The sequence below is a fragment of the Streptomyces griseus subsp. griseus genome, assembly GCF_000720255.1.
Taxonomy (GTDB): domain Bacteria; phylum Actinomycetota; class Actinomycetes; order Streptomycetales; family Streptomycetaceae; genus Streptomyces; species Streptomyces griseus_I.
On sequence record NZ_JOJE01000011.1, the window covers coordinates 234,633 to 258,768 of the forward strand.

A 24,136-nucleotide genomic window follows, 5' to 3' on the forward strand; every position below is an offset into this window, starting at 1 on the left:
GACGCATGGGGAGACCTTCACCGTCGCGCGAACTCATCGGCGATCGCACGTGGCATTTCCGGGGGAGGCCCTTCGGCGAACGGCGGGTAGCGTCCCTTGCATGTATGCGATCACGATTCCTGAACCTGGTGGGCCCGAGGCGCTGGTGTGGGACGAGGTGGCCGATCCGGTGGCCGGGGAGGGCGAGGTCCTGGTCGAGGTGGCGGCCAGTGCCGTCAACCGGGCCGACATCCTGCAGCGGCAGGGTCACTACAACCCGCCGCCCGGCGCGTCCGCGTATCCCGGCCTTGAGTGCTCGGGCCGTATCTCGGAGGTCGGCCCGGGTGTAGCCGGCTGGGCCATCGGTGACGAGGTGTGCGCGCTGCTCGCCGGGGGCGGTTACGCCGAGCGGGTCGTCGTCCCGGCCGGGCAGCTGCTGCCCGTGCCCGAGGGCATCGGCCTGACGCAGGCCGCGGCGCTGCCGGAGGTGGTCTGCACGGTCTGGTCCAACGTCTTCATGATCGCCCACCTCCGCCCGGGCGAGACCGTGCTCGTGCACGGCGGCTCCAGCGGTATCGGCACCATGGCGATCCAGCTCGCCAAGGCCGTCGGAGCGAAGATCGCGGTCACGGCGGGCACCAAGGAGAAGCTGGAGTACTGCGCCCGGCTCGGCGCGGACATCCTGATCAACTACCGGGAACAGGACTTCGTCGCCGAGATCGAGCAGGCCACGAACGGCGCGGGTGCCGACGTCATCCTCGACAACATGGGTGCCAAGTACCTCGACCGCAACATCCGGGCCCTCGCCGTCAACGGACGGCTCGCGGTCATCGGCCTGCAGGGGGGCGTCAAGGGCGAGCTCAACATCGGCGCGCTCCTCAGGAAGAGCGCCGCGATCAGCGCGACCTCGTTGCGAGGACGTTCCCTCGGGGAGAAGGCAGCCATCGTGGCGGCCGTCAGGGAGCATGTCTGGCCCCTCATCGCCGACGGCCATGTCCGCCCGATCGTGGACCGCGAGGTCCCTATGAACGACGCGGCCGCCGGTCACCGGGTGGTGGAGGAGAGCGGCCACGTCGGCAAGGTGCTGCTGGTGACTCCGTAGGGAACCGCTCACACGCGGCGCAGCCGGAGTGCGAGGAAGGCGAGGCCGAGGCCCAGGCCGATGAGGACCAGGCCGCTGCCGAGGGGCAGGATCCGCAGCACGCGTCCGACGGGCTGCTCCTCGGTGGAGTCGGTCCCCGGCGCCTCGGACGGCAGGAGCCCGGCCTCGTCGTGCGGGTCGGCCGAGGGAGCGAGGTCTTCCTCACCGACGTCAGGTCCGGCGGACTCGTCCTCCTCGTCCTCCTCGTCCTCGTAGTCCTCCTCGACGCTCCGTCCCGGCCGCACCCTGCCCTCGCCGGCACGGCTCCCGGCCCGGTCCGGTGTGGAGGGGGAGGCGGAGGGGGTGTCGTACGCCGCCGACGCGATCGCGGACGTCGAGACGCCCCCGTACGACGAGGCCGCTCCGTACGCCGTCGTGCCCCCCTGCGCCAGCAGCAGGACCAGCCCCGCCACGCAGCACAACCGCCGCCATGGAGTCACCTTCGTGACCCCCTCCCGGTGTCCAGTCGCCAAGAAAAGACGCCACAAGACTGGCATCTCTCAGTAATCGGGGCACTTCGGACTGCGCTGAACGGAAACGGTGGATCAACCCCCACAGGGGGCACCACGGTGGTGAGGTGTAGGCGTGCGAGAGAATGGCGGCATGGAGATGCCGAGGAACGAAAGATCGCCGGAGAACGCCCAGCGCATCCTGGTCGTGGGCCAGGACGGCATGGCACTCGGCGGCATCGACGCGGACGAGGACTCCCGCGAGATCCCTGTGACGGAGCAGGTCGAGCAGCCGGCGAAGGTCATGCGGATCGGCAGCATGATCAAGCAGCTTCTCGAAGAGGTGCGGGTGGCCCCCCTGGACGAGGCCAGCCGGGTCCGGCTCAAGGAGATCCACGCCAGCTCGGTGAAGGAGCTGGAGGACGGTCTGGCGCCGGAGCTCGTGGAGGAGCTGGAGCGGCTCTCGCTGCCGTTCACCGACGAGGCGACCCCGAGCGACGCCGAACTGCGGATCGCGCAGGCGCAGTTGGTCGGCTGGCTGGAGGGCCTGTTCCACGGCATCCAGACCACGCTGTTCGCCCAGCAGATGGCGGCGCGGGCCCAGCTGGAGTCGATGCGCCGCGCCCTCCCGCCGGGCGTCTCCCCCGAGGGCGGCGACGACCCGCGCGCGGGCGGCCGCTCGGGCGGGCCCTACCTCTAGACGACCCCACACACATCAAGGGCCCGGCGGCGACGCCGGGCCCTTTCACATGCCGTCCGCTGAGACCTGCCGCCGCTCAGGACGGCGGGTTCCCCGTGGACACGCTGAGCTCGATCTCCGGCATGTCCTTCGGGTCGACGTCCGTGCCGGCGGACGGGAACTGGTCCATGACGGTGCCGTCGCCGTACGTGTTCTCGTCCTCGTCCTTGAGCTTGAGCTTCCAGCCGCCCGCCTGGAAGCACGCCTTGACCGAGTCGATGTTCTTGAACTTGAAGTCCGGGACCTGGATCTTGTCCGGGTCGTTGTACGACTCCTGGGGCTCGCTGCACTCCGAGGAGTCGATCGTCTTGGACGTGTCCGGCCCGCGGTAACCCGCCGCCTTGGTCGCCGTGGCCGAGGAGGTCGCGTTGTTGTCCCCGCCCGCTTCCTCTTTGCCACTGCCCCCGTTCAGCGCCAGCGCGGCGATCAGCCCGCCGACCGCGAGGACGGCCACCACGACCGAGCCGATGATCACCGGCTTGTTGCTCTTGCCGCCGCCGGAACCACCACCGGATCCCGAGGGCGACCCGGCCACGGTCTGGGGGGTGATGTTGTACGCCGCCGGGGCCTGGGCGCCGTAGCCGCCCGGGCCCGGCGTCTGGTAGCCGCCCTGCTGCGGGTAGCCGTACGACGGGGGCGTCGGAGCGCCGTACGGGTTCGGCGTGGGGGCCGGCTGGTACGGCGTCTGGACGTTGCCCATGGGTGCCGGGGTCGCCTGGTCGACCGGAGGGAACACCGCGGAGCCGACGCCCGCGCCGCTCTGCGCGGGGGCGCCCGGGACGATGCTCGGCGGGGCCGCCTGGAAGGAGGCCGCCACGCGCAGGCACTCGTCGCGCATGGAGACGGCGGTCGGGAAGCGCTCGTTCGGGTTCTTCTTCAGCGCGCGGGTGATCAGCGCGTCCACGGCCGGCGGCAGCGCGCGGTTGATCGAGGAGGAGGCCACCGGCTCCTCCTGCACGTGCGCGTAGGCGATCGCCAGCGGGGAGTCCGCGTCGAAGGGCAGCCGCCCGGTGACCAGTTGGAACAGCATGATGCCGACCGAGTACAGGTCGCTGCGCGCGTCCACGCCGCGGCCGAGGGCCTGCTCGGGCGAGAGGTACTGCGGGGTGCCGACGACCATGCCGGTCTGCGTCATCGACGTGACGCCGGACTGCATGGCGCGGGCGATGCCGAAGTCCATGACCTTGACGACACCGCGCTTGGTCATCATCACGTTGCCCGGCTTGATATCGCGGTGGACCAGCCCCATCTCGTGGCTGATCTCCAGCGCGGCGAGCACGTCAGCGGTGATCTTCAACGCCTTGTCGGCGGGCATCGCGCCGAACTGCCGCACGTCCTCGTCGAGCACCGAGCCGAGCGGACGGCCCTCGACGTACTCCATGACGATGTACGGCGTGGTCATGCCGTCCACGTCGTCCTCGCCGGTGTCGAAGACGGAGACGATGTTCGTGTGCGTGAGCTTGGCCACTGCCTGCGCCTCGCGGCGGAAGCGCTCGCGGAAGGCCTGTTCGCGGCCCAGCTCGGTGTGGAGCGTCTTGATCGCGACCTGGCGGTCGAGCACCGCGTCGTACGCGAGGTGCACGGAGGCCATGCCGCCCTCGCCGAGCAAGTCGCGCAACTGGTAGCGGCCGCCGGCGAGCGACCGTCCCGCGTACCGGCCCTGAGCGGCGTCCTGGCTCATGTTTCTGCGTCCCCCATCGGCCTTCGGGCGCCGGCGATTGCGATGATCCCATGCGCTATTCCCGGCCAAGTCTGCCCCAGGCCACTGACACGTCAAGCTCGGTGCCCGTTCCGTGACCGTACGCGAAAGAAGCGTCGCGCAAGCGTTACAGCGGGCGTACGGCCGGCACACAGAATTTGCACGACAGCGCGTGCTGGGGGTTTGATGGCCGGTCTGTCTCGGACCGGTCGCCGGGGCCTTCCCGAACCGGAGGCTTGCGCGGAGGCTGTAGCGTGGCCGACGGAGACCGTAACAACACCGCGCGTACCGCGGGCAGAAACGACGGCGAGGACTGATGGCACAGCAGCAGCGCGCTCAGGGCCCGTCCGACCCCGAGGCGACTGGCGGCGGTATGTCAGACGCGCCTGAGATGTGGGGTAACGGCGGGTTGGTCGGGGACGGCCGGTACAGGTTGACCGGCAGACTCGGCCGGGGCGGCATGGCCGAGGTGTTCGCGGCCGAGGACGTGCGCCTCGGACGCACCGTGGCCGTGAAGCTCCTGCGGGCCGATCTCGCCGAGGACCCCGTCTCCAAGGCCCGCTTCACGCGCGAGGCCCAGTCGGTGGCGGGCCTCAACCACCACGCGATCGTCGCCGTGTACGACTCCGGCGAGGACGTCGTCGGCGGCCAGTCCGTGCCGTACATCGTGATGGAGCTGGTCGAGGGCCGCACCATCCGTGACCTGCTGCTGAACGCCGAGGCCCCCGGCCCGGAGCAGGCCCTGATCATCGTCTCGGGTGTCCTGGAGGCGCTCGCCTACTCGCACCAGCACGGCATCGTGCACCGCGACATCAAACCGGCCAACGTCATCATCACCCACAACGGTGCCGTCAAGGTGATGGACTTCGGCATCGCCCGCGCCCTGCACGGCGCGTCCACGACGATGACGCAGACCGGCATGGTCATGGGCACCCCTCAGTACCTCTCCCCGGAGCAGGCGCTCGGCAAGGCCGTCGACCACCGCTCCGACCTGTACGCGACGGGCTGCCTGCTGTACGAACTCCTCGCGCTGCGTCCGCCGTTCACCGGCGAGACCCCGCTGTCGGTGGTCTACCAGCACGTCCAGGACATCCCGGTGCCCCCGTCCCAGACCTCTGAGGGCACGTGCCCGCCGGAGCTCGACGGACTTGTCATGCGCTCCCTCGCCAAGGAGCCGGACGACCGCTTCCAGACCGCCGAGGAGATGCGCGGGCTGGTCCAGTACGGGCTCCAGATGCTGTACGACCAGGGCGGCCACACCGGCACCTGGGACACCGGCCCCGTCACCTCCCACGGGGGCCGGCAGGCCGCCGCGTCGGGCTTCGCGAGCACCTCGGTGATGCCGCACCCCGGCGACGCCTCCGGCACCACGCAGATCCCGCAGCCGATCCTGCCCTCCGGGTACGGCGGCGGTGACGAGGGCGGCTTCGAGGGACACGGCAACCGGGGCAGTGGCCGCGGCAAGCTGTGGATACTGGCCGTCCTCGCGGTGATCGCCATCGCGGGTGGCGTGGCCCTGGCGCTGAACAACAGCGGTGGCGGCAAGGGCGGTGGCGGCGAGACCACCAAGTCGCCGACCCAGACGCAGACGACCAAGGAGGAGAAGCCCTCCGAGACGCCGAGCGACCAGGAGAGCGAGCAGCCCAGCGGCGACACGTCCGACGACGACACCGGCTCGGGCTCCGGCTCGTACTACTCGCCGTCGTCCCGCCCGTCGTACACCCAGTCCCCGTCGCCCAGCAGCGAGCCGAGCGACGAGCCTTCGGACGAGCCGAGCAACGAGCCGGAGCCGTCGAACACGGCGACCCAGTCGCAGCCCCAGCCGAGCACGCCGGAGTCACCTCCCGCGGACGACGGCGGCGCCGACAACGGCGGCACGACCGGCGTCACTGGCGGGGGCGGCTGAGCCCGAGGCCGATCCGGCCGACCCCGCGCGCGTGGAGCCCTGCCGGGCCTCCACGCGCGTGTGCGTTACGTTGGAGATCTTTTCCGGCCAGCACTGCCCGGCCCTAATAGGCGAAAAGAAGAAAAACCCCCTTTTCTCCGTCTCTGCTCCAACGGAGTCGTTCTTGAACTCTTCCCGTTCCCGGGGTGGCCGGGATAACGTGCCGGTGTTCCGGCCCCCTGCCAGGCTGTAACCAGAGCCGTGACCTGCGGCTCCTCCGGCTGACCTGCGAAATACTCGGGCTTCCAAGCAAAAATACTTGGAAATCCAAGCAAAAACGCAGGTCAGGAGGGGTTTCACAGAAATGTGGAGCACTGGGTAACGTGATTGATGCAGGGCGCTCGCCGGGGCACCTGTCACGCCTGTTCCCGGCCGAGTGGCACCCACCCCGTGCAACGGGTGTCGGAAACAGGTGAGCCGCACTGGAACCCGGCAATCCCGGGGGCCGGACCGACGGAGGAGCACACGTGACCGTGGAGAGCACTGCCGCGCGCACACCGCGACGCAGCGCCGGGAGCAAGGCCGGCACCGCCGGTGCCAAAGCAGCCGGCACCACCGGTACCAAGCGCACCACCCGCACGACCGCCAAGAAGGGAACCGCCGCCCAGCAGGGCGCCGACCCGGAGCTCGTGCAACTGCTGACGCCCGAGGGCGAGCGCGTCAAGAACGCCGACTACGACCAGTACGTCGACGGCGTCACCCCCGAAGAGCTCCGCGGCCTCTACCGCGACATGGTGCTCACCCGCCGCTTCGACGCCGAGGCGACCGCCCTTCAGCGCCAGGGCGAGCTGGGCCTGTGGGCCTCGCTGCTCGGCCAGGAGGCCGCCCAGATCGGCTCGGGACGGGCCCTGCGCGACGACGACTACGTCTTCCCGACCTACCGCGAGCACGGCGTCGCCTGGTGCCGCGGCGTCGACCCGACCAACCTCCTCGGCATGTTCCGCGGCGTGAACAACGGCGGCTGGGACCCCAACAGCAACAACTTCCAGCTGTACACGATCGTCATCGGCTCCCAGACGCTGCACGCCACCGGCTACGCGATGGGCATCGCCAAGGACGGCGCGGACTCGGCGGTGATCGCCTACTTCGGCGACGGCGCGAGCAGCCAGGGAGACGTCGCGGAGTCGTTCACCTTCTCAGCGGTCTACAACGCCCCGGTCGTGTTCTTCTGTCAGAACAACCAGTGGGCGATCTCCGAGCCCACCGAGAAGCAGACCCGCGTCCCGCTCTACCAGCGCGCCCAGGGCTTCGGCTTCCCGGGCGTGCGCGTGGACGGCAACGACGTCCTGGCCTGCCTCGCGGTGACGAAGTGGGCCCTGGAGCGGGCCCGCGCCGGCGAGGGACCGACGCTGGTCGAGGCGTACACGTACCGCATGGGCGCCCACACCACCTCCGACGACCCCACCCGCTACCGCCACGACGACGAGCGGGCGGCCTGGGAGGCGAAGGACCCGATCCTGCGGCTGCGCCGCTACCTCGAGACCTCAAACCACGCGAACGAGGGATTCTTCGCGGAACTGGAGGCCGAGAGCGAAGCGTTGGGCAAACGAGTACGCGAAGCGGTCCGTGCCATGCCGGACCCGGACCATTTCGCCATCTTCGAGAACGCGTACGCGGACGGGCACGCGCTCGTCGACGAGGAGCGTGCCCAGTTCGCCGCCTACCAGGCTTCGTTCGCGGACGTAGAGGGGGGTCACTGAAATGGCCGAGACCGTCAAAAACCTGGCCATGGCCAAAGCGATCAACGAATCGCTGCGTCGCGCCCTGGAAACCGACCCCAAGGTCCTCATCATGGGTGAGGACGTCGGCAAGCTCGGCGGTGTCTTCCGCGTCACCGACGGCCTCCAGAAGGACTTCGGCGAAAGCCGCGTCATCGACACCCCTCTCGCCGAGTCCGGCATCGTCGGCACCGCGATCGGCCTCGCCCTGCGCGGCTACCGCCCCGTGGTGGAGATCCAGTTCGACGGCTTCGTCTTCCCCGCCTACGACCAGATCGTCACCCAGCTCGCCAAGATGCACGCCCGCTCCCTGGGCAAGGTCAAACTCCCCGTCGTCGTGCGCATCCCCTACGGCGGCGGCATCGGCGCGGTCGAGCACCACTCCGAGTCCCCCGAGGCCCTCTTCGCCCACGTCGCCGGCCTGAAGGTGGTCTCCCCGTCCAACGCCTCGGACGCCTACTGGATGATGCAGCAGGCCATCCAGAGCGACGACCCGGTCATCTACTTCGAGCCCAAGCGCCGCTACTGGGACAAGGCCGAGGTGAGCACGGAGGCGATTCCCGGCCCGCTGCACAAGGCGAGCGTGGTCCGTGACGGCACCGACCTCACCCTCGCCGCCTACGGCCCCATGGTGAAGCTCTGCCAGGAAGTCGCCGACGCGGCCGCCGAGGAGGGCAAGTCCCTCGAAGTCCTCGACCTGCGTTCGGTCTCTCCCCTCGACTTCGACACGATCCAGGCCTCCGTCGAGAAGACGCGCCGCCTGGTCGTCGTCCACGAGGCACCGGTGTTCTTCGGCTCCGGCGCCGAGATCGCCGCCCGTATCACCGAGCGCTGCTTCTACCACCTGGAAGCCCCCGTCCTCCGCGTCGGCGGCTACCACGCCCCCTACCCGCCCGCGCGTCTGGAAGAGGAGTACCTGCCGGGCCTCGACCGGGTACTCGACGCCGTCGACCGCGCGCTGGCGTACTGAGGAGAGGGTCGTGACGACGATGACAGAAGCGTCCGTACGCGAGTTCAAGATGCCCGACGTGGGCGAGGGACTCACCGAGGCCGAGATCCTCAAGTGGTACGTCCAGCCCGGTGACACGGTGACGGACGGCCAGGTGGTCTGCGAGGTCGAGACCGCCAAGGCGGCCGTCGAACTCCCCATCCCCTACGACGGCGTGGTCCGCGCGCTCCACTTCACCGAGGGCACCACGGTCGACGTGGGTACGTCGATCATTGCGGTGGACGTGGCGGGCGGCGCCGCTGCCGCCGAGGAGACGGCACCCGCGGAGGCGTCAGAGCCCCGGTCCGAGCCGGAGCCGAAGCCGGAGAGCTCGGAAGCCGCCCCGAAGCGCCAGCCGGTCCTCGTCGGCTACGGCGTGGCCGCCTCCTCCACCAAGCGCCGTCCCCGCAAGGGCCCGGAGGTTCCCGTCCGGGAGGCGACGACGACACTCCCGACGAAGTCGCTCCCGACGAAGCCGCTCCCGACGGAGCTGAACGGCCACGGCGGCACGGCCACCGAGCCGGGTCAGCGCCCCCTCGCCAAGCCCCCGGTGCGAAAGCTGGCGAAGGACCTGGGCGTCGATCTGGCGACGGTCACGCCTTCCGGCCCGGACGGCGTCATCACCCGTGAGGACGTCCACGCGGCGGCGGCCCCGCCCGCGCCGGCCCCCGAGCCGGTGGCGGCCCCGGTCGTCGCGGCGCCCCCCGCACCGGTGGCGACGTACGACGCGGCGCGGGAGACCCGTATCCCGGTCAAGGGTGTCCGCAAGGCGACGGCCGCGGCGATGGTCGGCTCGGCGTTCACGGCCCCGCACGTCACGGAGTTCGTGACGGTGGACGTGACCCGCACGATGAAGCTGGTCGAGGAGCTCAAGCAGGACAAGGAGATGCAGGGCTTGCGGGTCAACCCGCTGCTGCTGGTCGCCAAGGCCCTGCTGGTCGCGATCAGGCGCAACCCGGACATCAACGCGTCCTGGGACGAGGCCAACCAGGAGATCGTGGTCAAGCACTACGTGAACCTGGGCATCGCGGCGGCCACCCCCCGGGGCCTCATCGTCCCCAACATCAAGGACGCTCACGCCAAGACCCTCCCGCAACTCGCGGAGGCCCTCGGTGAGCTGGTCTCCACGGCGAGGGAGGGCAAGACGTCCCCCGCCGCCATGCAGGGCGGCACGCTCACCATCACCAACGTCGGCGTCTTCGGCGTCGACACCGGCACACCCATCCTCAACCCGGGCGAGTCCGCGATCCTCGCGATCGGCGCGATCAAGCTCCAGCCCTGGGTCCACAAGGGCAAGGTCAAGCCGCGTCAGGTCACCACCCTGGCGCTCTCCTTCGACCACCGCCTGGTCGACGGCGAGCTGGGCTCCAAGGTCCTCGCCGATGTCGCGGCGATCCTGGAGGACCCCAAGCGCCTGATCACCTGGGCGTGACAGCGAAGAGCCGCGCATCCCGGCAGGGATGCGCGGCTCTTCGCTGCGGGCTCAGCCCAGCCTGGCGAAGCCGTAGTTCATCAGCTTCGTCGCGTCGGAGGCGCGCTGGGGGATGCCGGTCGAGGCGAGGACCGTGCCGATGACGGTCTTGCCGCCCCGGGTGGCGGCGAAGACGAGGCAGTACTTCGCCTCGGGGCCGGAGCCGGTCTTCACGCCGATGGCGCCGCTGTAGCTGCTGAGCAGCGTGTTGGTGTTCTCCCACGTGTCCATCGTGCGGGTGCTGCCCGTCTTGGTGATGGTCTTCGCGGTGTACTTCTTCGTCTTCACGATGGCGCGGAAGTTGGCGTTCTTCATCGCGCTGCTGGCGATCTTCGTGAGGTCCTTCGCCGTCGAGTAGTTGGCGCCGTTGCCGATGCCGTCGAAGGAGTCGAAGTGCGTGTTCGTCAGACGCAGGTTCCTCGCCTCGGTGTTCATCTTGCCGATGAACGACTTCACGCGCGCGGCCCGCGTCGAGCCGGAGCCGAACTTGTCGGCCAGGGCGTAGGCGGCGTCGCAGCCGGACGGCAGCATCAGGCCGTACAGCAGCTGACGGACGGTGACCTTGTCGCCGACGATCAGGTGGGCCTGAGAGGCGTTGTTGGCGACGACGTAGTCGCTGTAGGCCTTGGCGATCGTGACCTTGGCGTCGAGGTTCAGGTTCGGCTGCGCCAGCACGACCTTCGCGGTCATGATCTTCGTGGTGGAGCCGGTGGAGAGCTTGGTGTCGGCGCCCTTGCCGTACAGCTGGGAGCCGTTGGCGTTGTTCATCACGAAGCCGGTCTTGGCGGCGATCGTAGGAGCGGTAACGGCCTGAGCGGGCGCCGCGGTGAGGGCTCCGGTGGCGAGCACGGCGCCGGTGGTTACGGTCACGGCTGCGGCCCTGCGGATACGGATGCCCTTGATACGGGTGATCAACAGAAATACCCCGATTGCTATGAATGCCCCTATTTGACGGCCCAGTTGGAGGGGATAGATAGAAGGGCCGTATGCGTGTGACACGTAAGTAGCACAGAAGGTTGTGCGGATTCGCGGCGGGGTTCGATAACGGCCACAGGGGCGTCCGCATGATGGACGGGGCCCCTCATGCGTACGTGTTGTATCTATCCTGTGGTCATGTCGTCCGCCCCGCCCGCTCCCGTCAAGCAGCCACCCGCCGCCGACCGCGTCTACACCCACGTCAAGCAGGGTGTCCTGGACCGCCGTTACGAGGGCGGGACCCTCCTCACCGAGGGCGAGCTCGCCGAGGCCGTCGGGGTGTCGCGCACCCCGGTGCGCGAGGCGCTGCTTCGGCTGGAGGTGGAGGGGCTGATCAAGCTCTACCCGAAGAAGGGCGCCCTGGTCCTGCCCGTCTCCGCGCAGGAGATCGCGGACGTGGTGGAGACCCGGCTGCTGGTCGAGGAGCACGCGCTGCGCAAGGCCGTACCGGCCCCGCCGGGGCTTCTCGAGCGCCTCGCGGAACTGCTCGCGCGCCAGAAGGAACAGGCCGCCACCGGCGAACTGGCCGAGGCCGCGGTCACCGACCGCTGCTTCCACGCCGAGATCGTCCGCAGCGGCGGCAACGAGATCCTCTCCCGCCTCTACGACCAACTGCGCGACCGACAGCTGCGCATGGGCGTCGCCATCATGCACTCCCACCCGGACCGGATCGCCAAGGGCCTCGCCGAGCACGAGGAGATCCTGCGGGCGCTGCGCTCCGGGGACGCCGAGGAGGCCGTGGCGATCGTCCACCGGCACATCGGCTGGTTCTCGCACCTGGCGCGGGGAGAGGTTCGATGAGGGCAGGAGCCGGCTCGTCGGCCAACTCCACCCTTCCGGGTGATCCTCCGGGCGGCCGTCGCGCCGTCGCCGTCTGGGGCATCGGCGTCTCCGTCTACTTCGTCGCCGTCATCTTCCGTACGTCCCTGGGAGTCGCCGGTCTCGACGCCGTCGAGCGCTTCCATGTGGGCGCCTCGGCCCTGTCGACGTTCTCGATCCTCCAGCTCCTCGTCTACGCCGGGATGCAGATACCGGTCGGCCTGCTCGTGGACCGGCTCGGCACCAAGAAGGTGCTGGGTATCGGCGTGGTGCTGTTCACGGCCGGGCAGCTGGGCTTCGCGTTCTCCCCGTCGTACGGCACGGCCCTCGCCTCGCGGGCCCTGCTCGGGTGCGGTGACGCGATGACGTTCATCAGCGTGCTGCGGCTCGGCACCCGCTGGTTCCCGGCCCGGCGCGGTCCGATGATCGCGCAGATGGCGGGCCTCGCCGGGATGGCGGGCAACCTGGTCTCCACCCTCGTCCTGGCCCGAGTGCTGCACGGCATCGGCTGGACGGCGGCGTTCGCGGGCAGCGCGGTCGCGGGTGTGGTGGTCCTCGTCCTGCTGCTGCTCTTCCTGAAGGACCACCCCGAGGGACACGAGCCCGCGCCGATGTCGCACCAGGGCGCCGCGTACGTACGGCGGCAGATCGCGGCGTCCTGGCGGGAGCCGGGGACACGCCTGGGGCTGTGGGTGCACTTCACGACCCAGTTCCCGGCGATGGTGTTCCTGCTGCTGTGGGGGCTGCCGTTCCTGGTCGAGGCGCAGGGGCTCAGCCGGGCCACGGCCGGTGAGCTGCTGACTCTCGTCGTGCTGTCGAACATGGTCATCGGCCTCGTCTACGGCCAGATCATCGCCCGGCACCACGCGGCACGGCTGCCGCTCGCCCTCGGGACCGTCGGCGCGACCGCGCTGCTGTGGGCTGCGACGCTGGCCTACCCCGGCGACCACGCGCCGATGTGGCTGCTCGTCGTGCTGTGCGCGGTGCTGGGTGCCTGCGGTCCCGCCTCCATGATCGGCTTCGACTTCGCCCGCCCGGCCAACCCGCCGGAGCGTCAGGGGACGGCGTCCGGCATCACCAACATGGGTGGTTTCACGGCCTCCATGACGACGCTCCTGGCGGTCGGGGTGCTGCTGGACGCCACCGGTGACGACTACGCGATCGCCTTCTCGGCCGTGTTCGTCCTCCAGGCCCTCGGCATCACCCAGATCCTGCGCCTGCGCAGGCGGGCGGCGCGCAGGGAGCGCGAGCGGCTGGTCGCGAGCCGGGTGGAGACCGTGCACGTGCCGGCGTGACGCCCGCCGTTCAGCGGACGACCGGGACGAGCGTGAGGTACGCGAGACCCAGGATGCCGCGGTAGCCCAGCCACTGGGCGCGGTGCCGGTCGAGGCGCTCGCGGGTCTCGGCGGCGAGCGGATGGTCGCCGTGCTCCGCGAGCCACACCTCCACGTCCGCCTGGTACGCCGACTCGAACGCCTCCCACTCGTCGAGGCCCGCGGTCTCGATCCACTCGGGCCGGAATCCGGACGCCACCGCGAGGTCGACCAGCGCCGCGAGGTCGTACTGGTCGGTGACCTTGGCCTCCGGCCACATCCGGGACAGTTCGGCGGCGCTCGGCTCCCGCTCCCAGAAGCACTCGCCGAGCAGCACGCGCCCACCGTCCGCCACCAGCCGACGCAGCTCGCGCAGCGCCTCGGCGGTGTGCCCGGGAGGCTCGGACGCGCTCAGGGCGTGACTGGCGCCCAGGCACAGCACCAGATCCGCCGGCCCGCGCTGTGTCGCCGCGGCGGACTCCTCCACGAACTCCACCCGCTCCCCGAGCGCCCGTGCCGCCGCGTTGCGCCGCCCCCGCGCCAGGTCTTCGCCGTTGAGGTCCACACCGACACCACGTGCGCCCGGTACGGCCTCCAGGACGCGCAGCATCAGCTCGCCCCAGCCGCAGCCGAGGTCGAGAACCGTGCCGGTCGTCGGCGTCGCGAGCCGCCGCACCAACTCCGTGGCGCGGGCCTCGGACAACGGGCCGTGGAAGGTGAGCCGGGTCAGTCGGGGCGGGCCGTCGGCAGGGGGTGTCGCATGCGAAGCCGGGGCCGATGCCGTGTCCGGGGCGACGGGCTGGGGCGGGATGTCCATGTCGGTCATGGGCGCACGCTAGTTCGGGGCGCGGGACACGGGACACCGAATAAACGACCGGCGTTCCGCTCGCACCGGCGACCGCTGGAACCCGCGCGCCCTACGGGGTCACCGTGAAGTTGCGCAGTATCGCCGCCGCCAACTCCTGGTCGCCCTCCGTCTTGACGCGGTCCGCGACCGCCTCCGGGGTCACCCGGCCGCAGGCCAGGCGGACGTACGTCTCCCAGTCGAGGGTGAGGGAGGCGGCGGGGCCGAGGGCGGGGGCCGTTTCGAGGGTGCCGCGGCCCTGGATGTCGACCCTTATCGTGCGCAGGAACTCGATCGGGCCGTGCACGTCGAAGACGATGGCCGAACTGCGGGGCGCGTCGGCCTTCTCGGCGACGATCGACGGGAGCGCGGCGAGGAGCACGTCACGGGTGACGTGTGCGCCGGGGGAGTCGAGGTTGCCGGGGACGCCGAGGGCGGTGCGCAGGTCCTGCTCGTGCACCCACACGTTGAACGCGTGGTTGCGCATGGACTCCTCGAGGGTGAGCTCCGCGCCGAGGGGGCCGCGCACCTTCGTACCGGGGTCACGGGACTCGTTGCGCAGCTGGCGGTTGCGGCGGATGACCATGTACTCCAGCTCGGACGTCATCTCCGGCGCCGTGTGGTGACGGCGGACGTCGACCTGCATCTCCATGTAGCGCTGGTGTTCGTTGGTGACGTGGAACAGGTCGCGCGGGAGCGAGTGGATGGGGCGCGGGTCGCCGAGCATCTCGGAGTCCAGGCCGATGACGTGCGACACGATGTCGCGCACCGACCAGCCCGGGCATGGTGTGCGGCGGTTCCAGTCTGCCTCCACCAGCGGCAGCACCAGCTCGGATATCGCTTCGATGGAGTGGGTCCAGGCGTCGGCGTAGGGCTGGAGAGTGGGATGCAGACTCACGGAACGGGACCCCTCGGCGGTCGGTACACGGGCGGATTGTGGCGGCGTTGCCAGTGGGAGGTGGCTGCTGACGTGGGTGTCTTGGAACGCTAAGTTACGCTGCTGTGAGGCACCCCGGCAGTGCTTTCGTGTGACGATCGTAGGCCCGTGTGAACGACTCGAATGCCAGGGCGGTGGTAGTGTGCGCGCCTCTTTGATCCAGATCGCCGTGGACGAGGGCGAATCAGTCGAATCCCGGCGGCGGCGAGTGGCCGGGCTGGTACGCGAGCAGGCCGGGGCCGATCTCGTCGTACTGCCCGAGCTGTGGACGACCGGAGCGTTCGCGTACGAGGGGTTCGGCGCCGAGGCCGAGCCGCTGGATGGGCCGACGCACGAGGCGATGGCCAAGGCGGCGAGCGACGCGGGGGTGTGGCTGCACGCGGGCTCGATCCCGGAGCGAGACCCTGAGGGGCCGTTGTACAACACGTCTCTGGTCTTCTCTCCTTCCGGTGATCTGGTCGCCGCCTACCGCAAGATCCACCGCTTCGGCTTCGACAAGGGCGAGGCCGTGCTGATGGGGGCGGGGCGGGACCTGGTGACGGTACGTCTGCCGGAGACGACGCTCGGCGTGGCCACCTGCTACGACCTCCGTTTCCCCGAACTCTTCCGTGGACTCGTCGACGCGGGGGCGGAGACCCTCGTCGTGCCGGCGGGCTGGCCGGAGCGACGGCGGGCGCACTGGACGCTGCTGGCTCAGGCGCGGGCCGTGGAGAACCAGGCGTTCGTGCTCGCGTGTGGAACGGCTGGGACGCACGCGGGGGTTCCGCAGGCGGGTCACTCGATCGTGGTGGATCCGTGGGGGGAGGTGCTGGGTGCGGCCGGCGGTGATGAGGAGGTGCTGTCCGTGGAGTTCGACCCGGGGAAGGTCGGGGTGACCCGGGAGCAGTTCCCGGCGCTGAAGGATCGGGTGCTGGGCGTCGAGGTGCCTCGGCGCTGAGCCGGTGCTCGGGCTGGGCGGGGGTGGGTCGCGCAGTCCGGCGCTCGCAGGTTGCCGCTCGCGCTCGCAGGTTGCCGCTCGCGCTCGCAGGTTGCCGCTCGCGCTCGCAGGTTGCCGCTCGCGCTCGCAGGTTGCCGCTCGCGCTCACCCATGCCGCTCGCGCTCACCCATGCCGCTCGCGCTCACCGCGTGCCGTCCGCGCTCACCGCGTGCCGTCCGCGCTCACCGCGTGCCGTCCGCGCCCACCGCGTGCCGTCCGCGCCCACCGCGTGCCGCTCGCGCCTACCGCGTGCCGTCCGCGCCCACCCTCCCCCAAGCTCTCGGCTTCGCTCGAGCAGGGGGACCCCCATCGCCCGAGCGGCACGACTGCCCGCGGACCAACGGGCTCCTTCAGTCCGACTCCCCCTCCTTCTCCGCCATCTGGATCACGCACACCGCCACCGCGATCAGCAGCGCCGGGTCCGCGTCGTCGCGGACCACGTCGACGCCGTAGGTCTCGCGGACGTGGAGCCGGCGGCGGGAGATGACGGCGAGGAGTTCGTCGTCGTACTCGATGGCGAACTCGCGGTCGAGGATCTTGCCGCTGACGTCGAGTTCGGTGCCGTCGACGAGGGAGACGCGGTAGTGGTTGCGCAGGAGGGACAGGCGTTTGCGGCGGATCCGCGCGAGGGGCTCGCCGCCCCGCTCGATGACCATCGTGTCGCGCAGGGCGAACATCTTCTGGTGGATGTCGATGAGGACGCGCCCGTCCTGGCCCTTCAGCTCGAAGGTGTCCCCGAGCCGCAGCGCCTTGCCGTCGACGAGGAACACCTTGTTGCCGTGCTGGTCCTCGATCCAGTAGTCGTCACCGATGCCGAGGACCCGGTCCCGTACGAGGAATCTCATGCGCTTACCGCTTCCCCCGCGGCCGGTCCGAAACGCCGCCGGTAGGCCGATGGGCTGAGCCCCGTCTCGCGCCGCAGCCGCGCCCGCAGGTTCGCCGCCGTACCGAGCCCGCTGCGCGAGGCGACGACGTCGAGCCGCTCCTCGCCCCGCTCGATGAGCCGGCACGCCAGCGCCACCCGCTCCCCCGTCAGCCAGGCTAGCGGAGTCGTCCCGAGCTGCGCGCGGAAGCGCCGGTGGAGCGTGGCAGGTGACACCGCCGCGCGCGTGGCCAGGTCCGCCACCGTCAGCGGCTCGCCCAGCCGTTCCTGCGCCCACGCCAGCAGCGGCGCCAGGGACTCGTCCGGTACGTCGGGCACCGGCCGTTCCACGAACTGCCGCTGTCCGCCGTCCCGGTGCGCGGCGAACACCAGCCGCCGGGAGACGGCGTTCGCGATCTCGGCGCCGTGGTCCCGGCGTACGACGTGCAGGCCCAGGTCCAGCGCCGACGCGCTGCCCGACGCCGTCAGGATGTCGCCGTCGTCCACGAAGAGCACGTCCGGTTCCAGGCGTACGCGCGGGAAGCGCGTACGGAACGAGTCCGCCCACATCCAGTGGCAGGCCGCCCGCCGTCCGTCCAGCAGTCCGGCCTCCGCCATCGTGAACGCGCCCGAGCAGAAGCCGATGAGCCGTGCGCCACGCGCGTGTGCCCGGCGTACGGCGTCGAGGACGTGTGGGGAGCGCGGGGTCCCGGTGTCGGGCCGGTTCGGCACGATCAGCGTGTCCGCCTCCTCGGCCGCTTCCAGCCCGGCGACCCCGGTGAGCGTGAAGAACCCGTCCCGCATCCGGGTGGCCGGCCCGTCCGCGCACAGCGTGAAGTCGTACAGCTCACGACCGAGTTCCGGCCGTCGCAGCCCGAACACCTCGATCGCGCAGCTCATCTCGAACGGGTTCGAGTTCTCGTCGACGACCAGGACGACACGGTGCGGGCGGTCCGGACGGTGCGAGGATCCTTGCGGCATGTGCGATTTCTAGCACTCGTGCGCTGGACTCGGCGGCCCGGACGATGTCCCCATGGAACCGATCTCGCTGTCCGCCGCCCTCGCCTCCTTCACCGACCGGTGGAGCCCCCGCATCGTCACCACCGTCAACGACTACGACGTACGCGTCGCGAAGGTCGAGGGCGAGCACGTCTGGCACGCGCACGACGACACCGACGAGTTCTTCCTCGTTCTGGAGGGTGAACTGCACATCGCCCTGCGGGAGGCGGCCGGCGAGCGCACGGTGGTCCTGCCCAAGGGCTCGGTCTTCACCGTCCCGCGCGGGACGGAGCACAAGCCCTACGCTCCCGGCCCCACGGCCATCCTCGTCCTCGAGCCCACCGGCACGCTCACGGTCGGCGACCGCCACGACGACGTGCCCGACCACGTGGACGCGACCACGGGCCACGCGCTGACCTGAGATCGAGGCTCAGACTCCGTACCCGTCGCTGTACCCGTCACGCCGGTGGTGGTGGCCGTCCTCGTCGATGACCGGTGCCGACGGCGGCATCACCACACGCCTGCGGCGGGCGATGCTGCTGAACGTCGTGACGCCGATCAGGCCGACGATCATGAAGATGACGCCGACCAGGTCGAGGTTGACCCCCTCCATGTCCCAGTCGGTCGCAAATGTGAGGATGGCTCCCACGGCGATGAGGATGATGCACCCGCCGAGGCCCATGAGTGTCGCCTCCCTGTCCGGTCCGGACGTTCCGGTCCGTCCTTGCGGGTACCCCCGAGGCGAACTCCCATGCGACGGCGGGCCGGTCACTCCTCGCCGGCGATACGGCGGCGCCCGCCCCTCACACCTCCAGAAACGCCGTCAGCGCGTTCGCGAGGAGGTACGGGTCGTCGACGCCGCACAGTTCTCGCGCACTGTGCATCGACAGGATCGCCACGCCGATGTCGACGGTGCTGATGCCGTGCCGGGCCGCGGTGATCGGGCCGATCGTCGTGCCGCAGGGCATGGAGTTGTTGGAGACGAAGGACTGGAAGGGCACCCCGGCCCGCTCGCAGGCGTCCGCGAAGACCGCGCGGCCCGAACCGTCCGTGGCGTAGCGGTTGTTGACGTTGACCTTGAGGATCGGCCCGCCGTTGACCCGGGGGTGGTGCGTCGGGTCGTGCCGCTCGGCGTAGTTGGGGTGCACCGCGTGCCCCGTGTCCGAGGACAGACAGACCGTGCCCGCGAAGGCGCGTGCCCGGTCCTCGTACGACCCTCCGCGCGCGAACACCGAACGTTCCAGCACGCCGCCGAGCAGCGGTCCGTCGGCACCGGTGTCGGACTGGGAGCCGTTCTCCTCGTGGTCGAAGGCGGCCAGGACCGGGATGTGGGCGGGCGTCTCGGCGCCGCTCGCGACGGCGGTCAGCGCGGCGACGGCCGCGTGCACGGAGAGCAGGTTGTCCATGCGCGGCCCGGCCAGCAGCTCCTTGTCGCGGCCCAGGTAGGCGGGCGGCTCCACGGAGTGCGTCATCAGGTCCCAGCCGGTGACCTCGCCCGCGGGGATCTCGGAGGTCTCCTCCAGGAAGGCGATCAGGTCGCCGTCGCGCACGTCGCTGCCCAGGCCCCAGATCGGCTGGAGGTGCCGCTGCTTGTCGAGCTTGAGGCCCTCCGTCGAGACGGCACGGTCCAGGTGGATGGCGAGTTGCGGCACCCGGAGCAGCGGGCGGTCGACGTTGACCAGGCGGGTCGAGCCGTCGCGCAGGGTCAGCCGGCCGGCCAGTCCCAGGTCGCGGTCCAGCCAGGAGTTCATCAGCGGACCGCCGTAGATCTCCACGGCCACCTGGCGCCAGCCGTGCGCCCCGCTGTCGGGCCGCGGCTTCACCCGCAGGTTGGGGGAGTCGGTGTGGGCACCCACGATCCGGAACGGCGTGTGCGGGGCGGCGCCCTCGGGGACGTACCAGGCCACGATCGCACCGCCGCGCAGGACGTATTTGCCGCCCTTCGTCCCGTCCCAGGCGTCCGTCTCGGCGACCTGCCGGAATCCTGCCTTCTCCAGCCGTTCCGCGGCGTTCGCCACGGCGTGGTACGGCGACGGGCTGGCCGCCAGGAAGGTCATGAGGTCGTCGGTGTGGCCGCGGTCGAAGCGGGAGGGTGCGCTCATGGGTTCACCTTAACGACGGACGAGGGCCCGCTCCCCATCACGGAAGCGGGCCCTCGTCAGGACAATGTGGAGGAATGGCGCGAAGGCTAGAACGCGGCCTCGTCGAGCTCCATGAGGTCCAGGTCGACGCCCTCGGCCACCTTGCGGGCCAGCGTCACGCCGGGCAGGACGTTGGCCGCGAAGAACTTCGCCGCCGCGATCTTGCCGGTGTAGAAGGACTTGTCCTTCGCCGACGCCGTCTCCAGCTTCTCGGCCGCGATCGCCGCGCCCTTGAGCAGCAGGTAGCCGACGACCACGTCACCGGAGGCGAGCAGCAGGCGGCTGGTGTTGAGGCCGACCTTGTAGATGTTCTTGACGTCCTGCTCGGTGGCCGCGAGGTCGGTCAGCATCAGGCCGACGATCGCCTCCAGCTCGACGGCGGCCTTGGCGAGGTGCTCGCGGGCGCCCTCCAGCTCCGCGCCGCCGGTGCCGAGCGCGAGGAACTTCTTGATGTCCTCGGCGAGGGAGTTCAGCGCGGCGCCCTGGTTGCGGACGATCTTCCGGAAGAAGTAGTCCTGGCCCTGGATCGCGGTGGTGCCCTCGTACAGGGTGTCGATCTTGGCGTCGCGGATGTACTGCTCGATCGGGTACTCCTGCAGGAAGCCGGAGCCGCCGAAGGTCTGCAGGGACTGGGCGAGCTGCTCGTAGCCCTTCTCGGAGCCGTAGCCCTTGACGATGGGCAGGAGCAGGTCGTTGAGGGCCTCCAGCGCGGAGATGTCCTCGCCCGCGGCCTCCTTGATCTGGATCTCGTCCTGGATCGAGGCGGTGTAGAGCACCAGCGCGCGCATGCCCTCCGCGTACGCCTTCTGCGTCATCAGCGAGCGGCGCACATCGGGGTGGTGGGTGATGGTGACCTTCGGCGCGGTCTTGTCCATGAAGTTCGCGAGGTCCGGGCCCTGGACGCGCTCCTTGGCGTACTCCAGCGCGTTGAGGTAGCCGGTCGACAGCGTGGAGATCGCCTTCGTGCCGACCATCATGCGGGCGAACTCGATGATGCGGAACATCTGGCGGATGCCGTCGTGCTTGTCGCCGATCAGCCAGCCCTTGGCGGGGTGACGGTCGCCGAAGGTCATCTCGCAGGTGTTGGAGGCCTTGAGGCCCATCTTGTGCTCGACGTTCGTCGCGTACACGCCGTTGCGCTCGCCCAGCTCGCCGGTCTCGAAGTCGAAGAGGTACTTCGGGACGAGGAAGAGGGACAGGCCCTTGGTGCCGGGTCCGGCGCCCTCGGGACGGGCGAGGACGTAGTGGAGGATGTTCTCCTCCATGTCGTGCTCACCGGAGGTGATGAAGCGCTTCACGCCCTCGATGTGCCAGGAGCCGTCCTCCTGCTGGACCGCCTTGGTACGGCCGGCGCCGACGTCGGAGCCCGCGTCGGGCTCGGTGAGGACCATCGTGGAGCCCCACTGCTTCTCCACGGCGACCTTGGCGATGTGCTTCTGGACCTCGTTGCCCTCCTCGAAGAGGATGCCGGCGAACGCGGGGCCCGAGGAGTACATCCAGACGGCCGGGTTGGCGCCCAGGATCAGCTCGGCGAAGGCCCAGATCAGGGAGCGGGGCGAGGTGGTGCCGCCGATCTCCTCGGGCAGGCCCAGGCGCCAGTACTCGGAGTCCATGAAGGCCTTGTAGCTCTTCTTGAAGGACGCCGGGACCGGCGCGGTGTTGGTCTCCGGGTCGAAGACCGGCGGGTTGCGGTCGGCGTCCGCGAAGGACTCCGCCAGCTCGTTCTCGGCGAGGCGGGTCAGCTCCTCCAGGATGCTCTTCGCGGTGTCGACGTCCATCTCCGCGAACGGGCCCGTGCCGTACAGCTTGTCGCGTCCGAGTACTTCGAAGAGGTTGAACTCGATGTCGCGGAGATTCGACTTGTAGTGCCCCATGGCGACGGCTCCCGGCTCCGTAGAGAGATCGGCGAGGCACTGGATCCTCGCGCTAGTTCACATACCAACAAGTAGCTCCGATGATGCTACCCGTCGGTAATAAGAAGCAACCCCGAACCGGTCATCTGTGACGCGTTACGCGTTCCGCGCTCCGTGGCTCGGTACCGTCCCGCCCGGCCCGGGCCTATCGGTACGCTTGCGCCCATGTATGGATACGGCCAGCCCATGGACGGTGGTGCCGCCCAGCAGCAGTACGCCCCGCCGCAGCAGCCCATGTCCGGGGGGTACGGCCAGCAGGCGCCGCTCTACCCCGAGCCGTCCCCGCCCTCGCTCGCGGACGCGGTGCGGGCCTTCACCACCGGGCAGATGGCCGCGGAGGACTTCCAGCAGGTCTTCGCGACCTCGAAGGTCTACTGCCCGCGCGGCGACAACCCCGGCTTCCTCGCCCTGCACAACACCCAGCAGCCGGTGATCCCGATGTTCACCTCGCTCAAGGAGCTGCGCCGGTACGCGGGCAAGGAGTCGAAGTACTTCGTGATCACCGGCGCCGAGGTGATCGACCTGCTCCCGACCGGCTACGGCTTCGTCCTCGACATGGAGGGCGAGCACCGGATGGTGTTCGACGCGAAGGCTGTCGAGCAGATGGTCGAGTTCGCGATGCGCCGGATGTACGGCTAGACGCCGTTGTCTCACAGACGGCCGAGGTGTCCGACGCACCGAGAGCCCGGAGGGAATGCCCTCCGGGCTTTCTCTGTTGTGGGTGGCAGAAAGTTCAATGCTCAACTAAACTGGCCGCACAAGGAGGTACGACATGCCTGCAGTGACCGTCGAGAACCCGTTGACGCTGCCGCGCGTGACCGCGGGGGCCGACGCCGTGGCACGTCCCGTGCTCGCCGTGACGACCGCGCCGAGCGGTTTCGAGGGCGAGGGCTTCCCGGTGCGCCGCGCGTTCGCCGGGATCAATTACCGACACCTCGACCCGTTCTAGTATCCCGACGGATGCTCGCTGACCTGCGGAAACTTCCACCCAGAGGAGAGTCGGACCCATGCCTGCTGTAACCGTCGAGAACCCCTTGACCCTGCCGCGCGTGGCCGCGTCGGCGGATGCCGTGGCTCGCCCTGTGCTGGCTGTGACGACCGCGCCGAGTGGCTTTGAAGGTGAGGGCTTCCCCGTCCGTCGGGCGTTCGCGGGGATCAACTACCGCCACCTGGATCCGTTCATCATGATGGATCAGATGGGTGAGGTTGAGTATCAGCCTGGGGAGCCGAAAGGGACCCCGTGGCACCCCCACCGCGGCTTCGAGACCGTCACCTACATCATCGACGGGATCTTCGACCACCAGGACAGCCAGGGCGGCGGCGGCACCATCACCAACGGTGACACCCAGTGGATGACGGCCGGCGCGGGCCTGCTCCACATCGAGGCGCCGCCGGAGTCCCTCGTCATGTCCGGTGGCCTCTTCCACGGCCTCCAGCTCTGGGTGAACCTCCCGGCCAGGGACAAGATGATGGCCCCCCGTTACCAGGACATCCGCGGCGGCAACGTCCAGCTGCTGACCACCCCCGACGGTGGCGCGCTGCTGCGTGTGATCGCCGGTGAGCTGGACGGGCACGCCGGTCCCGGCATCACGCACACGCCGATCACGATGATCCACGCGACGGTGGCGCCGGGTGCGGAGGTCACGCTGCCGTGGCGGGAGGACTTCAACGGCCTCGCCTACGTCCTGGCGGGGCGCGGCTCGGTCGGCCAGGAGCGGCGTCCCGTGCACATGGGGCAGACGGCGGTCTTCGGCGCCGGCTCCGCGCTGACCGTCCGCGCGGACGAGAAGCAGGATGCCCACACGCCGGACCTGGAGGTCGTTCTCCTCGGCGGACAGCCGATCCGTGAACCCATGGCGCACTACGGGCCGTTCGTGATGAACACCCGAGAGGAGCTCCAGCAGGCGTTCGAGGACTTCCAGAAGGGCCGTCTCGGGACCATTCCCGCCGTTCACGGGATGTCCGAGGGCGGAATTTAAGGGTTCGTCAGGGCCGTATGCGGACGAATCGGTCTGGAGCCCTCGTGCACGAGGGCTCCGCGCCGGCCGTCTTCTGGGTGTCCAAATGATGGGCTGAGGGCAGCGGACTGCGCACCCCGTGCGGTGGAGGTGCCGGCACGCCACCAGGCCGCCGGCCCGGCGGCACTGCCGCAGTGACCTGCTGCCGTGGCGGTGCTGCCCCTGGTGGCCACCGCTCCGTGCGCGGCCGAGACCGGTGCCATGTCGGG

General features: G+C 70.0%; 22 protein-coding genes and 1 pseudogene. 13 read left to right on the top strand and 10 right to left on the bottom strand.

Annotated elements, in window-relative coordinates:
- Positions 1–100: 100 nt before the first annotated feature.
- Positions 101–1,081 carry an NAD(P)H-quinone oxidoreductase gene (locus IG99_RS17505; protein WP_037674983.1) on the top strand — a complete coding sequence of 327 codons (981 nt, stop codon included), beginning with the start codon at positions 101–103 and terminating at the stop codon, positions 1,079–1,081.
- 8 nt (positions 1,082–1,089) lie between these two features.
- Here IG99_RS17505 and IG99_RS17510 read toward each other — a convergent pair whose 3' ends face one another.
- Entirely contained in the window at positions 1,090–1,560 is a 471-nt protein-coding gene (locus tag IG99_RS17510) for a hypothetical protein (protein WP_063768317.1), read from the bottom strand.
- Positions 1,561–1,723: 163 nt separating this feature from the next.
- On the opposite strand from IG99_RS17510, the gene IG99_RS17515 reads away from it, so the two are divergent.
- Positions 1,724–2,269 carry a bacterial proteasome activator family protein gene (locus tag IG99_RS17515; protein ID WP_037674985.1) on the top strand — a complete coding sequence of 182 codons (546 nt, stop codon included), beginning with the start codon at positions 1,724–1,726 and terminating at the stop codon, positions 2,267–2,269.
- Between the two features lie 76 nt (positions 2,270–2,345).
- On the opposite strand, the gene IG99_RS17520 is transcribed toward IG99_RS17515, so the two are convergent.
- Complete coding sequence (locus IG99_RS17520) at positions 2,346–3,989, bottom strand: protein kinase domain-containing protein (protein ID WP_037674986.1); 1,644 nt, start codon at positions 3,987–3,989, stop codon at positions 2,346–2,348.
- Between the two features lie 334 nt (positions 3,990–4,323).
- On the opposite strand from IG99_RS17520, the gene IG99_RS17525 reads away from it, so the two are divergent.
- The 4 genes from IG99_RS17525 (at position 4,324) to IG99_RS17540 (ending at position 10,090) form a co-directional block, all read left to right on the top strand.
- Positions 4,324–5,913: a protein kinase domain-containing protein gene (locus IG99_RS17525; protein ID WP_078947763.1), complete on the top strand. Its 1,590-nt coding sequence runs from the start codon at positions 4,324–4,326 to the stop codon at positions 5,911–5,913.
- A 506-nt stretch (positions 5,914–6,419) separates the two neighbouring features.
- Positions 6,420–7,652 carry a pyruvate dehydrogenase (acetyl-transferring) E1 component subunit alpha gene (gene pdhA / locus IG99_RS17530; RefSeq protein WP_037674987.1) on the top strand — a complete coding sequence of 411 codons (1,233 nt, stop codon included), beginning with the start codon at positions 6,420–6,422 and terminating at the stop codon, positions 7,650–7,652.
- Between the two features lies 1 nt (position 7,653).
- The gene (locus IG99_RS17535) at positions 7,654–8,640 is read left to right on the top strand and encodes an alpha-ketoacid dehydrogenase subunit beta (RefSeq protein WP_037674990.1); all 987 of its coding nucleotides are present in this window, start codon (positions 7,654–7,656) and stop codon (positions 8,638–8,640) included.
- 10 nt (positions 8,641–8,650) lie between these two features.
- Complete coding sequence (locus tag IG99_RS17540) at positions 8,651–10,090, top strand: dihydrolipoamide acetyltransferase family protein (RefSeq protein WP_037674991.1); 1,440 nt, start codon at positions 8,651–8,653, stop codon at positions 10,088–10,090.
- Positions 10,091–10,141: 51 nt separating this feature from the next.
- Here IG99_RS17540 and IG99_RS17545 read toward each other — a convergent pair whose 3' ends face one another.
- Positions 10,142–11,044 (bottom strand): D-alanyl-D-alanine carboxypeptidase family protein, encoded by a 903-nt coding sequence (locus IG99_RS17545; RefSeq protein ID WP_037674993.1) that lies wholly within the window; start codon positions 11,042–11,044, stop codon positions 10,142–10,144.
- 198 nt (positions 11,045–11,242) lie between these two features.
- On the opposite strand from IG99_RS17545, the gene IG99_RS17550 reads away from it, so the two are divergent.
- Together IG99_RS17550 and IG99_RS17555 are read left to right on the top strand one after the other, a co-directional pair.
- A complete protein-coding gene (locus tag IG99_RS17550) occupies positions 11,243–11,905 on the top strand; it encodes a GntR family transcriptional regulator (RefSeq protein WP_037675197.1) in 663 nt (220 codons plus the stop codon).
- A complete protein-coding gene (locus IG99_RS17555; protein WP_037674995.1) occupies positions 11,902–13,218 on the top strand; it encodes an MFS transporter in 1,317 nt (438 codons plus the stop codon). Before IG99_RS17550 ends, IG99_RS17555 begins: the two co-directional genes overlap by 4 nt.
- 10 nt (positions 13,219–13,228) lie before the next feature.
- Here IG99_RS17555 and IG99_RS17560 read toward each other — a convergent pair whose 3' ends face one another.
- On the bottom strand, positions 13,229–14,053 hold the full coding sequence (locus IG99_RS17560) for an SAM-dependent methyltransferase (RefSeq protein WP_037675200.1): 825 nt from the start codon (positions 14,051–14,053) through the stop codon (positions 13,229–13,231).
- A gap of 100 nt (positions 14,054–14,153) precedes the next feature.
- Complete coding sequence (locus tag IG99_RS17565) at positions 14,154–14,978, bottom strand: maleylpyruvate isomerase family mycothiol-dependent enzyme (protein ID WP_037674998.1); 825 nt, start codon at positions 14,976–14,978, stop codon at positions 14,154–14,156.
- Positions 14,979–15,159: 181 nt separating this feature from the next.
- On the opposite strand from IG99_RS17565, the gene IG99_RS17570 reads away from it, so the two are divergent.
- Positions 15,160–15,954 carry a carbon-nitrogen family hydrolase gene (locus IG99_RS17570; RefSeq protein ID WP_037675000.1) on the top strand — a complete coding sequence of 265 codons (795 nt, stop codon included), beginning with the start codon at positions 15,160–15,162 and terminating at the stop codon, positions 15,952–15,954.
- A 390-nt stretch (positions 15,955–16,344) separates the two neighbouring features.
- Here IG99_RS17570 and IG99_RS17575 read toward each other — a convergent pair whose 3' ends face one another.
- Both IG99_RS17575 and IG99_RS17580 read right to left on the bottom strand, forming a co-directional pair.
- The gene (locus IG99_RS17575; protein WP_037675003.1) at positions 16,345–16,839 is read right to left on the bottom strand and encodes an LURP-one-related/scramblase family protein; all 495 of its coding nucleotides are present in this window, start codon (positions 16,837–16,839) and stop codon (positions 16,345–16,347) included.
- Positions 16,836–17,837: a GlxA family transcriptional regulator gene (locus tag IG99_RS17580; protein ID WP_037675004.1), complete on the bottom strand. Its 1,002-nt coding sequence runs from the start codon at positions 17,835–17,837 to the stop codon at positions 16,836–16,838. The genes IG99_RS17575 and IG99_RS17580 overlap by 4 nt, the downstream gene beginning before the upstream one ends.
- A gap of 52 nt (positions 17,838–17,889) precedes the next feature.
- Between IG99_RS17580 and IG99_RS17585 the strand changes: the two genes are divergently transcribed.
- Positions 17,890–18,276 (top strand): cupin domain-containing protein, encoded by a 387-nt coding sequence (locus tag IG99_RS17585; protein WP_037675006.1) that lies wholly within the window; start codon positions 17,890–17,892, stop codon positions 18,274–18,276.
- 9 nt (positions 18,277–18,285) lie between these two features.
- Here IG99_RS17585 and IG99_RS17590 read toward each other — a convergent pair whose 3' ends face one another.
- The 3 genes from IG99_RS17590 to IG99_RS17600 all read right to left on the bottom strand — a co-directional run bounded on the left by IG99_RS17590 (position 18,286) and on the right by IG99_RS17600 (position 21,870).
- A complete protein-coding gene (locus tag IG99_RS17590) occupies positions 18,286–18,537 on the bottom strand; it encodes a DUF6458 family protein (RefSeq protein WP_037675009.1) in 252 nt (83 codons plus the stop codon).
- A 121-nt stretch (positions 18,538–18,658) separates the two neighbouring features.
- Positions 18,659–19,957 carry a M18 family aminopeptidase gene (locus tag IG99_RS17595; protein ID WP_037675011.1) on the bottom strand — a complete coding sequence of 433 codons (1,299 nt, stop codon included), beginning with the start codon at positions 19,955–19,957 and terminating at the stop codon, positions 18,659–18,661.
- Between the two features lie 86 nt (positions 19,958–20,043).
- Entirely contained in the window at positions 20,044–21,870 is a 1,827-nt protein-coding gene (locus IG99_RS17600) for an acyl-CoA dehydrogenase (RefSeq protein WP_037675012.1), read from the bottom strand.
- A 204-nt stretch (positions 21,871–22,074) separates the two neighbouring features.
- Here IG99_RS17600 and IG99_RS17605 point away from each other — a divergent pair, with 204 nt between their 5' ends.
- The 3 genes and pseudogenes from IG99_RS17605 (at position 22,075) to IG99_RS17610 (ending at position 23,888) form a co-directional block, all read left to right on the top strand.
- The gene (locus tag IG99_RS17605; protein ID WP_037675013.1) at positions 22,075–22,548 is read left to right on the top strand and encodes an SseB family protein; all 474 of its coding nucleotides are present in this window, start codon (positions 22,075–22,077) and stop codon (positions 22,546–22,548) included.
- Positions 22,549–22,681: 133 nt separating this feature from the next.
- A pseudogene (locus tag IG99_RS47610) lies at positions 22,682–22,855 on the top strand (pirin family protein); the annotation flags it as partial.
- A 61-nt stretch (positions 22,856–22,916) separates the two neighbouring features.
- Positions 22,917–23,888, top strand: coding sequence for a pirin family protein (locus IG99_RS17610; protein WP_037675014.1), 972 nt, complete (start codon positions 22,917–22,919; stop codon positions 23,886–23,888).
- Positions 23,889–24,136 lie beyond the last annotated feature (248 nt).

Coding starts and splice junctions, on each gene's coding strand:
- IG99_RS17505 (WP_037674983.1), top strand. CDS start 101: ATGTATGCGATCACGATTCCTGAACCTGGTGGGCCCGAGGCGCTGGTG.
- IG99_RS17515 (WP_037674985.1), top strand. CDS start 1,724: ATGGAGATGCCGAGGAACGAAAGATCGCCGGAGAACGCCCAGCGCATC.
- IG99_RS17520 (WP_037674986.1), bottom strand. CDS start 3,989: ATGAGCCAGGACGCCGCTCAGGGCCGGTACGCGGGACGGTCGCTCGCC.
- IG99_RS17525 (WP_078947763.1), top strand. CDS start 4,324: ATGGCACAGCAGCAGCGCGCTCAGGGCCCGTCCGACCCCGAGGCGACT.
- IG99_RS17535 (WP_037674990.1), top strand. CDS start 7,654: ATGGCCGAGACCGTCAAAAACCTGGCCATGGCCAAAGCGATCAACGAA.
- IG99_RS17550 (WP_037675197.1), top strand. CDS start 11,243: ATGTCGTCCGCCCCGCCCGCTCCCGTCAAGCAGCCACCCGCCGCCGAC.
- IG99_RS17555 (WP_037674995.1), top strand. CDS start 11,902: ATGAGGGCAGGAGCCGGCTCGTCGGCCAACTCCACCCTTCCGGGTGAT.
- IG99_RS17560 (WP_037675200.1), bottom strand. CDS start 14,053: ATGGACATCCCGCCCCAGCCCGTCGCCCCGGACACGGCATCGGCCCCG.
- IG99_RS17575 (WP_037675003.1), bottom strand. CDS start 16,839: ATGAGATTCCTCGTACGGGACCGGGTCCTCGGCATCGGTGACGACTAC.
- IG99_RS17580 (WP_037675004.1), bottom strand. CDS start 17,837: ATGCCGCAAGGATCCTCGCACCGTCCGGACCGCCCGCACCGTGTCGTC.
- IG99_RS17585 (WP_037675006.1), top strand. CDS start 17,890: ATGGAACCGATCTCGCTGTCCGCCGCCCTCGCCTCCTTCACCGACCGG.
- IG99_RS17590 (WP_037675009.1), bottom strand. CDS start 18,537: ATGGGCCTCGGCGGGTGCATCATCCTCATCGCCGTGGGAGCCATCCTC.
- IG99_RS17595 (WP_037675011.1), bottom strand. CDS start 19,957: ATGAGCGCACCCTCCCGCTTCGACCGCGGCCACACCGACGACCTCATG.
- IG99_RS17600 (WP_037675012.1), bottom strand. CDS start 21,870: ATGGGGCACTACAAGTCGAATCTCCGCGACATCGAGTTCAACCTCTTC.
- IG99_RS17605 (WP_037675013.1), top strand. CDS start 22,075: ATGTATGGATACGGCCAGCCCATGGACGGTGGTGCCGCCCAGCAGCAG.
- IG99_RS17610 (WP_037675014.1), top strand. CDS start 22,917: ATGCCTGCTGTAACCGTCGAGAACCCCTTGACCCTGCCGCGCGTGGCC.